7 protein-coding genes and 1 pseudogene are annotated in these 9,031 nt (G+C 47.6%); 6 read left to right on the plus strand and 2 right to left on the minus strand.

Going from position 1 to position 9,031, the window contains the following annotated elements; all coding sequences use genetic code 11:
• Positions 1-104: 104 nt before the first annotated feature.
• Complete coding sequence (locus tag WH37_RS36910; protein ID WP_231594468.1) at positions 105-521, minus strand: hypothetical protein; 417 nt, start codon at positions 519-521, stop codon at positions 105-107.
• A gap of 324 nt (positions 522-845) precedes the next feature.
• Here WH37_RS36910 and WH37_RS35200 point away from each other — a divergent pair.
• From WH37_RS35200 to guaA, 4 genes and pseudogenes are all read left to right on the plus strand, one after another.
• Positions 846-1,167 (plus strand): annotated as a pseudogene (locus WH37_RS35200) (transposase).
• Positions 1,168-1,173: 6 nt separating this feature from the next.
• The gene (gene tnpB / locus WH37_RS32770; protein WP_046234874.1) at positions 1,174-2,277 is read left to right on the plus strand and encodes an IS200/IS605 family element RNA-guided endonuclease TnpB; all 1,104 of its coding nucleotides are present in this window, start codon (positions 1,174-1,176) and stop codon (positions 2,275-2,277) included.
• A 150-nt stretch (positions 2,278-2,427) separates the two neighbouring features.
• Positions 2,428-4,413, plus strand: a complete 1,986-nt coding sequence (locus WH37_RS32775) for an AraC family transcriptional regulator (RefSeq protein ID WP_046234875.1) — start codon at positions 2,428-2,430, stop codon at positions 4,411-4,413.
• A 184-nt stretch (positions 4,414-4,597) separates the two neighbouring features.
• A complete protein-coding gene (gene guaA, locus WH37_RS32780) occupies positions 4,598-6,136 on the plus strand; it encodes a glutamine-hydrolyzing GMP synthase (protein WP_046234876.1) in 1,539 nt (512 codons plus the stop codon).
• Between the two features lie 83 nt (positions 6,137-6,219).
• On the opposite strand, the gene trhO is transcribed toward guaA, so the two are convergent.
• Complete coding sequence (trhO, locus tag WH37_RS32785) at positions 6,220-7,113, minus strand: oxygen-dependent tRNA uridine(34) hydroxylase TrhO (protein ID WP_046234877.1); 894 nt, start codon at positions 7,111-7,113, stop codon at positions 6,220-6,222.
• 294 nt (positions 7,114-7,407) lie between these two features.
• Here trhO and WH37_RS32790 point away from each other — a divergent pair, with 294 nt between their 5' ends.
• Together WH37_RS32790 and WH37_RS32795 are read left to right on the plus strand one after the other, a co-directional pair.
• On the plus strand, positions 7,408-7,827 hold the full coding sequence (locus WH37_RS32790; protein WP_046234878.1) for a MarR family winged helix-turn-helix transcriptional regulator: 420 nt from the start codon (positions 7,408-7,410) through the stop codon (positions 7,825-7,827).
• 25 nt (positions 7,828-7,852) lie between these two features.
• On the plus strand, positions 7,853-8,773 hold the full coding sequence (locus WH37_RS32795; RefSeq protein WP_046234879.1) for an oxidoreductase: 921 nt from the start codon (positions 7,853-7,855) through the stop codon (positions 8,771-8,773).
• Positions 8,774-9,031: the final 258 nt, after the last annotated feature.

Below are 9,031 nucleotides of genomic sequence, written 5' to 3' on the forward strand. Positions count from 1 at the left end.
CCCGCCGCTAAAGGCGCCGCAGGCGCGGCTGCGCTGGCGCTGGCAGCCGTGCTCTTCGCTGCGGCGCAGCAAAGGCGGCTGCGCCTGCGGCTGGCGCTGCGCCGCTACAGCGCCGCCTCCCGCGGCGGAGCGCCGGCTAGCAGCGCCGGCGTCCAAAAGCAGTTTGCCGCAGTATCGGCGGCAATCTGGCCACAGCTGGACCGCTGCGTAGCCAAAAGGCAGCCGCAGCAAACAGCAAGGCAATACGCAGCAGCGCAAGCCGCTCTGCTGCCTGCCTCCCAGGCCGAAGCCTTGCAGCGCTTCGTCACGTGGGATGACGCCGCCCGGTATGGACCGCGGCGTGCCTGGCAAGCGCCGCTGCCGGAGGAGCTATCGGCAGCGGCCGCCCTATTATGCGCCCGCAGGCATTCCGCGCGGCGCACATAAACAACCCGAGCAAGCCAGCTCCACCAGCTTGCTCCGCATCTCCAAACAAGCAGGCAGTCCACTAAAAATGCGACTGCTTGCTTCTTCTTTTTCATCACCCTACTCACCCTACCTCACCCTACCTCACCGTTCCCCAACCATCCCGGGCATCCCACGAGCTCCCTAAGCTCAAACGACGCACAGACAAAAATGTTAGTGATGAGAACCATTTTCAACTATAATAAAATGGTGCTTGATGAATAGTTCTCGCAAACTCGTGACTTCAGTCGTGAGTTAGAAAACTTCGGATAGGTCGTGGTAAATGCCACGTTAACTATCCGACACATGTCTAGGTAACTATTACAACAATCTCTTTAGTATCAAGGTTTCTATAGGGAAATAACACTGACATCTGTTATTCTGTAGTTAGAGGTGGCTAGATGTCAGAAATAAAGCACGGTCGTGGTTATTTCTATGTCCATTCAGTACCAATAGTATAGTACGTAAAGTACCGACACAAGATTCTTGCCGAAGAAATAGACGTAAGACTAAAAGAATTTCTTGTTCAGATTGCATTCAATACCAAGTATGATGAAAGCATGAAAAGGTGTTTCCGCGAGACTTTTGCTTAAAGAGTTTCCAACGATTAAACCGAAATTGTGGGGAGGCCATCTTTGGAGTCCTTCTTATTTTGTTGCAACTGTAAGCGAACATACAGAGGCACAGATCAGAACGTATATTCAAAATCAGAAAGTGAGGTGAAAAACAGTGCTCGTAAATAAAGCTTACAAATTCCGCCTTTACCCCACGCCAGAACAAGCAACACTCATTAACAAGACGATTGGATGCACTCGATATGTGTTTAATCATTTTCTTGCCCTATGGAGCGACACCTACAAAGAGACAGGAAAAGGTTTAACTTATGGTGCATGTTCTGCTGCACTCACCAAACTAAAACAAGAGGTAGACTGGTTGAAAGAACCGGACAAATTTTCTTTGCAAAATGCGCTGAGAAGTTTGAATGATGCCTACCATCGCTTTTTCAAAAAACAAAACGATGCGCCTAAGTTTAAGAGTAAAAAGAATCCGGTACAGTCTTACCAAACCAACTACACGAATGGAAATATAGAAATGGTCGATAATCAGATCAAGCTACCTAAACTTGGACTTGTGAAATTGGCTAAAAGTCGTGAAGTGGAAGGACGCATCCTGAACGCTACGATTAGACGCAATCCAAGCGGCAAATACTTTGTATCTGTGCTTGCGGAAGTGGGCATCCATGAGTTGCCCAAAACAAGCAAAGAAGTGGGAATTGATGTTGGCTTGAAAGATTTTGCCATTCTATCCAATGGCGTAGTCGTTGGCAACCCTAAATTCTTTCGCAGACTGGAAGAAAAGCTGGCAAGGGCACAGCGTAAACTTTCGCGTATGCGGAAAGGCAGCAGCAATTGGAACAGGCAACGCATCAAAGTAGCGCGTATTCATGAGAAAATCACGAATGCTCGTACGGACTACTTACACAAGATTTCAACGCAGGTTGTCAAAAACCACGACATCATTGCGATTGAAGATTTGCAGGTAGCCAAAATGGTCAAGAATCATAAGTTAGCCAAGGCCATTAGCGAGGTTTCCTGGTCGATGTTTCGCTCCATGCTAGCGTACAAAGCGAAGTGGTATGGTCGCATCGTAGTGGCTGTGGGTAAAACATTCGCATCTTCGCAGCTATGCTCCTGCTGCGGCTATAAGCACAAAGAGGTAAAAGACTTAAAGTTGCGAGAATGGGACTGCCCCGCATGTGGAGCGCACCACGACCGAGACTTTAACGCAAGCCTGAACATTCTTGCCGAAGGCAAAAGACTTCTTGCTGTGTAATCCTTACACAAACTGTCGGAACGACAGGGTTAGCTTGGTAAATTTCTCTTCGTTAGAAGGGACGACCCAAGAATCTCGTGACTTTAATCATGAGAGGTTCAAAGGACAGGTAACGCTTATCTGTATCGGGATGTGAATTGAGTGAATCGAATGAATCGTACGAATTGGAATGACCACCTGCTGCTGTGGCATGAAGCGACGGTAAAATTGCTTGATATCAGGCATGTTGCTTTGGGAAAAAATGAAGAGCTGCGCAGCTATTTATTGCCATCCAGCGGTTTTATTTGGGTAACGCGCGGACGGGCGCAGGTGACGCTGGATGGGACGAATTATGCCGCCCAGCGGTTTCATCTGCTGCATGGCGGCAAGGGGATGTGCCTAAACATTTTCCCATCAGCGGATGTACTCGAATACGTTATGATTTTTTATAAAGGAAGTTTGGCTGGTCAAGGCAATCGAAAGCTTCAGCATTTAATGGAGCACAGCAATCCGTTTCAAATTCAATACGGCTTTGCTCCTCAAAACCCGCTTGCGCTGCATACGATTGTGCGGAGAATGGAAGAAAGCTGGGGCAAGCTAAGCGTGCTGGACAAGCTGGGTTCGAAGGGGCTGCTTTATCAGTTTGTGCATGAGCTGATGGGCCAGCTTACGGCCCAGGAAATTGCCGCGATTCGGCCAGATCTGGTGTGGCAAGCGATTCGCCATATCGAAAACAACTACTCGGAGCCAATTTCGGTTGAAGCTTTGGCCGGACTGCTAGGATGCAGCGCCAGCTATTTGTCGCGTTTATTCAAAAAACAACTGGGAACGACGCCGAACGACTATTTGATTAAAGTCCGCATGGATCACGCTAGGCACCTGCTTTCGGACACGCAAGCTACGCTGCAGGAAATTGCGGCGAGCATCGGCTATCCGGATGTGTATTATTTTAGCCGTGTGTTCAAAAAGCATACCGGACTGCCGCCGCTTCGCTTCCGATCCAGAGCCGCAGGCGGCAAACTAGTTCAGAATAATCCATTCCATCGTTCAGGACAAGCCATTGTCCCCCATCCAACCCACAGCTACAATTACAGTGATAATAATTATCAACTAGTTGGAGAGGGAGATTTAACAATGTATAAGGAATTAAAATTGTCGGTGGCTGCTGTTATGCTGCTCTGCATGGCTCTATTGTTCAGTGGCTGTGCAGGCTCCGCAGCTGTAAATGATCGCTCCATAACGGCAGAAGCATCGGCAACGGGGGAAAACAGCGCAGTGCAGCAGGCGCCGCAAACGAAGGTTGTGCAGCATGTAATGGGCGAGACGGCAATTCCGGTTAACCCGCAGCGAATAGCGGTAAGTGGCCTAGAAGATATTTTGCTGGCGCTTGACGCACCTATTGTGCAGGCACAAGCGATGAAGGGCCAATATTTATATGAAACGCTGCAGGAAAAAAACATTCCGGCCATTTACACGCCAGACAGCTTGAACTATGAGGCTATTTTGGATTCGAAGCCGGATTTGATTATGGCGCATTTGCTGCCGACCGATAAAGAAAGCTATGAAAAATTGAGCAAAATCGCTCCAACGATCGTTTACGATCGCGGTGACTGGAAAACATCCATGGCAGCTATCGGTAAAGTCATTGATCGGGAAGAGCAAGCCCAATCGGTCATTGATGCTTACAATGAGAAGCTGGAGCAAACCAAAGAAGCCGTTGCGAAGGCAGTAGGCGCCAATAATTCCGTCGCTTTTATTCGCCCGTCTCGAAGCGATGTGCAAGTCTTTTTCCCGGCGTTTGCCTATACTAGCCTTGTCTACAAGGATGTGGGCTTAGCTATGGATGCATCTGTCGTGGAATTGGAGCAGAGGGAAGAAAAGGGCATTTGGGGAGTAGGCGAGTCGCTGGAGAAGCTGCCTGAAATAATGGCTGACCATTTATTTGTGACGGTTGGCGGATCGTTTGATTCGGAGGAGGAAGCCCAGACGGCTTTGACTGAACTGGATGAAATCGAGAAAATGAAAGTATGGCAGGAGATCCCCGCCGTTAAAAATGGAAAAGTGTACAAAGTATCAGCGAGACATTGGATGCTGAATGGACCAACAGCGGACAGCATGAAGCTGGACGATGTGCTCCAGGCACTCGTTAAATCTTAAAGCAACGCAGAATCTTTATAGGGTGGCCTTCCGGCATGGAAGGTCCTTTTTAACGTCTGTATAATTCCTATTTTATCCATATGAGGCGTTTCTCCTTTAAAAAAAACGGATTATCGTCGCTCAGCCTTGACTCGCTCAAAGCGCCTTATATATAATTACTACATTAATTGAGGGAGGCTCGGTAATGAACAAGCCAAATGAAATCATCATTGTTCTGGACTTCGGAGGACAATACAATCAGCTAATCGCACGCCGCATTCGTGATTTGGGCGTATACAGCGAGTTGCTGCCATTTAATACATCGGTTGAGCGCATTCGTGAAATTCAGCCGAAAGGGATTGTGTTCTCAGGAGGTCCAGCCAGCGTATACGAAACGAACTCGCCGCTTGTTGACCCGGCAATCTACGATCTGGGAATTCCGATCTTTGGCATTTGCTACGGCATGCAGCTGATGTCGCATCAATTGCAAGGTAAAGTAGAGCGTGCAGGCAAACGGGAATACGGCAAAGCAGAGGTTGATTTTACGCCGGAAAGCCGTTTGACGCAAGGCCTCGACGCTCGCCAGACCGTATGGATGAGCCACAGCGACCTCGTAGTTGAGCCGCCAGCAGGCTTCAACGTTGACGCAAGCACGGAGCATGCTCCAATTGCAGCAATGAGCAACCTGGACAAGCATTTCTATGCGGTGCAATTCCATCCGGAAGTTCGTCACTCTGTATTCGGCAATGAAATGATTCGCAACTTCCTCTATAACATTTGCGACTGTGACGGCAACTGGTCGATGGAGACGTTCATTGAGGATACAATCCGCGATATTCGCGATCAGGTTGGCGACAAGAAGGTGCTATGCGCCCTTTCCGGCGGTGTAGATTCCTCCGTTGTTGCGATTTTGCTGCACAAGGCGATCGGCGATCAGCTTACTTGCATGTTTATTGACCACGGCTTGCTCCGCAAGGGCGAAGCAGAAGGCGTTATGGAAACGTTCGTGGGCAAATTCGATATGAAAGTTGTCAAAATCGATGCACAAGAGCGTTTTATGAGCAAGCTTGCGGGCGTTGACGATCCTGAGCAAAAACGTAAAATTATCGGCAACGAGTTCATTTACGTTTTCCAAGAAGAATCGGATAAATTCGATGACTTTGAATTTTTGGCGCAAGGCACGCTGTATACAGATATCGTAGAGAGCGGTACAGCCACAGCCCAAACGATCAAGTCCCACCACAATGTCGGCGGCCTGCCGGAAGACATTAAGTTCAAGCTTGTGGAGCCGCTTAAAGCGCTGTTCAAGGATGAGGTTCGTAAGGTTGGTTCGGAATGTGGCTTGCCAGATGCCATCGTATGGCGTCAGCCGTTCCCAGGTCCAGGACTTGCAATTCGCGTGCTTGGCGAAGTAACCGAAGAGAAGCTGACGATCGTACGCGAGTCGGATGCGATTCTCCGCGATGAAATTGCCAAGGCTGGTCTCGACCGCGAAATTTGGCAATACTTCACTGCGCTTCCGAACATGAAGAGCGTAGGTGTTATGGGCGATGCCCGCACGTATTCCTACACCGTAGGCATCCGCGCCGTTACGTCGATTGACGGTATGACAGCTGACTGGGCGCGTATCCCTTGGGATGTGCTGGAGAAAATTTCGGTACGTATCGTAAACGAAGTAGACAACGTCAACCGTATCGTTTACGACGTAACGTCGAAACCGCCAGCTACGATCGAGTGGGAGTAGCCGTATCGTAACATAAACAAAAAACTCTCTTTCTTTTGCGTTTAATGGCAAAGGAAAGAGAGTTTTTTTATAATCAGCACCCATTAAACGCTTGTCACATGCTCCTCGCATTCCAGAGAACAGAAGCCGTGATGGGACTCCTCGCAGTCCGGGCACACAATATGCTGCCGGTGGCAGGTATCATCCGCGCAGTTAATGTACGTTTCCGCCGGCGCTTCGCAGTGATAGCATTTTCCGACGACGACAGCTTCATCCGTGCGGTTAATGGTCACCGAAATCCGCTCATCGAACACATAGCATTTGCCGTCGAAAAGCTTTCCTTGAACTTCCTCGTCTTTGCCATAGGTGACTATGCCGCCATCGAGCTGATAGACGTCCTTGAAGCCTTCGCTTAACATGACGCCAGTCAGCTTCTCGCAACGGATACCGCCGGTACAGTAAGTGATGATCGGCTTGTCTTTCATATCCGCCATATTGGCGCGAAGCCATTCTGGAAATTCCTTGAAGGTCTTGAGATCGGGCCTGATCGCATTGCGGAAATGTCCGAGATCGTATTCGTAATCGCTTCGGCCGTCAAGCACAATGACGTCTTCCCTTTGCAAATAGTCGTGGAACTCTTTGGGAGACAGATGCGTGCCGCTAAGCGTATTGGGATCAAGCGGTTTGTCGTAGCGGAGAGTAACGAGCTCCTTTTTGTAACGGACGAATATTTTTGGGAATGCATGCTGATCGGCTTCGTCGATCTTAAATACGATATCGGCAAATAACGGATTGGAGCGCAGGTCTCGCATGTATTGCTCGGTTTGCTCAATCGTACCGGAAACCGTGCCGTTGATGCCTTCGTCCGCAATAAGAATGCGGCCTCGCACGTTTAACTCCTTGCAGTAAGCCAGATGTTCGGCTGCGAATTGCTCCGCATCGGGGATAGCAACAAATTTATAATACAATAAGACCTGATAGTTGGAATTGTTGTTCATTGCCAAATTCCTTTCTGTAACTAAGTTGAGAACATATTATATTGTAATAGACATAGGACATGTTCACAACACCAGCTGTGCTTATAATTTCGTTTTGATGACATCAATTTTTAATCCAAATGAGTCATTTTCTTCTAAATTAACCTCGAAAGCACCTGCAACAATAGCGTGCTATAGGCCAGCATTTCGAGCAAAGGATTGGACGAATATCGTCTATTCATATTTGACTTAAATATAGCTTAGTTATAAGATATATATAAGACAGATTGAGGTGTAGAGAGGGTGCAGGTGGAAATGGAGAATTTGAAACTCGAGTACTACCTCAAGTTATTTCGAACCTTCGAGATATTGGAGCGGAAATGGATCAAGGATTGGAATCAAAACAATCAAGTGGGGCTTTCAAAAAGTCATATTAGAATACTTGGGATATTAAATGACAAAGGTCCGCAAAGACCCTCTAAGCTGGCTGAGGACCTGAACATAACGACGGGCGGCATAACGCTTCTTACTAAAAAGATGCTTGATGACGGTTATATCATCCGGTCAGAGAGCCATCGGGACCGCAGAGTGGTGCAATTGGAAATCAGCGATTCAGGCAAAGACATCTTATCCACAGCGCAAGAAGAAATTAATCGACTCATGGAAAATATGTTTAATAAGATGACACTGGAAGAAATGCAGACAATGGCTGCTCTTTTAAACAAGCTGTTATAAACAATAGAAAAGGAGTGCATATAAAATGAGCGCAGTTTGGACCAAAGACAGCATCCCGAATGTGTCAGATCAAGTAGTCATTATTACAGGTGCGAATAGCGGGTTAGGTTTTGAAACAGCAGTAGCACTTGCTGCAAGAAAGGCAAAGGTTATACTGGCTGTTCGGAACATGGAGAAAGGAAGCGAGGCAGCAGGCAAAATAAAGTCGATCTATCCGGGTGCAAATGTTAAACCGATGCAGCTTGACCTTGGTGATTTGAATAGCGTCAGGGCGTTCGCATTCGATTTTATGAATCAATACGAGTCCCTATCTATTCTTATCAATAATGCAGGCATTATGATTCCACCTCATCGCTTGACCAAGGATGGCTTTGAATCACAGTTTGGCGGAAACCATTTGGGCCATTTTGCACTGACAGGCCTGCTCTTGCCAAAGCTTATTTCTACCCCAAATTCGAGAGTAGTTACCGTAAGCAGTATAGCTGCTCATAATGCCGCTATCAATTTTGATAATTTAGACGGTTCCAAGGGATATAGTGCTATCAAATTTTATGGACAAAGCAAATTGGCAAATCTCATGTATGCCAAAGAGCTCCAAAACAAGCTTCGTTCCAATCATTTAGATGCGACAAGCGTAGCCTGTCATCCTGGAATATCGAATACGAACTTATTCTCCTTCGGTTCAGGCAAACAGACCAATAAATTGATGAGTATACTTGCAGGTTTCGTAAGTCAGCCAGCACATATGGGGGCCTTGCCTACCTTGTATGCTGCTACAGAACCGACAATCAAGGGCGGGGAGTATATTGCCCCGGATGGCAGAGGCGGCAGGAAAGGTTATCCTAAGAGTGACGAAATCATTAATAAGCTATATGACGCCGATATTTCAAACCGGCTATGGAATATTTCAGAAAGCTTAACAGGTGTTTCTTACAAGTTCAACTAGGGTGTGTGCAAACCAGAATCGGGCTGCTACTCCTTGCTTAGCGCTTATCCGAGGCCAATCTCATCTGACGGTTCAAGGCTTAAGGAACCGCAGCATGCGAGTGTTGCAGGGACTCCACACAGCTCGGGACACGCTACCTCCTTTTTTGAAGGACTGAGGTTCCGCTATTTTGGATTTTGAGACGATTTGAGGCCGTAAGCGGACAGGATGTAGCTAGAATAAAAAGTGGACACAGCATTAAGGAACGCCTAATAATAG

This window comes from Paenibacillus algorifonticola, from assembly GCF_000971975.1.
Lineage (GTDB): Bacteria > Bacillota > Bacilli > Paenibacillales > Paenibacillaceae > Pristimantibacillus > Pristimantibacillus algorifonticola.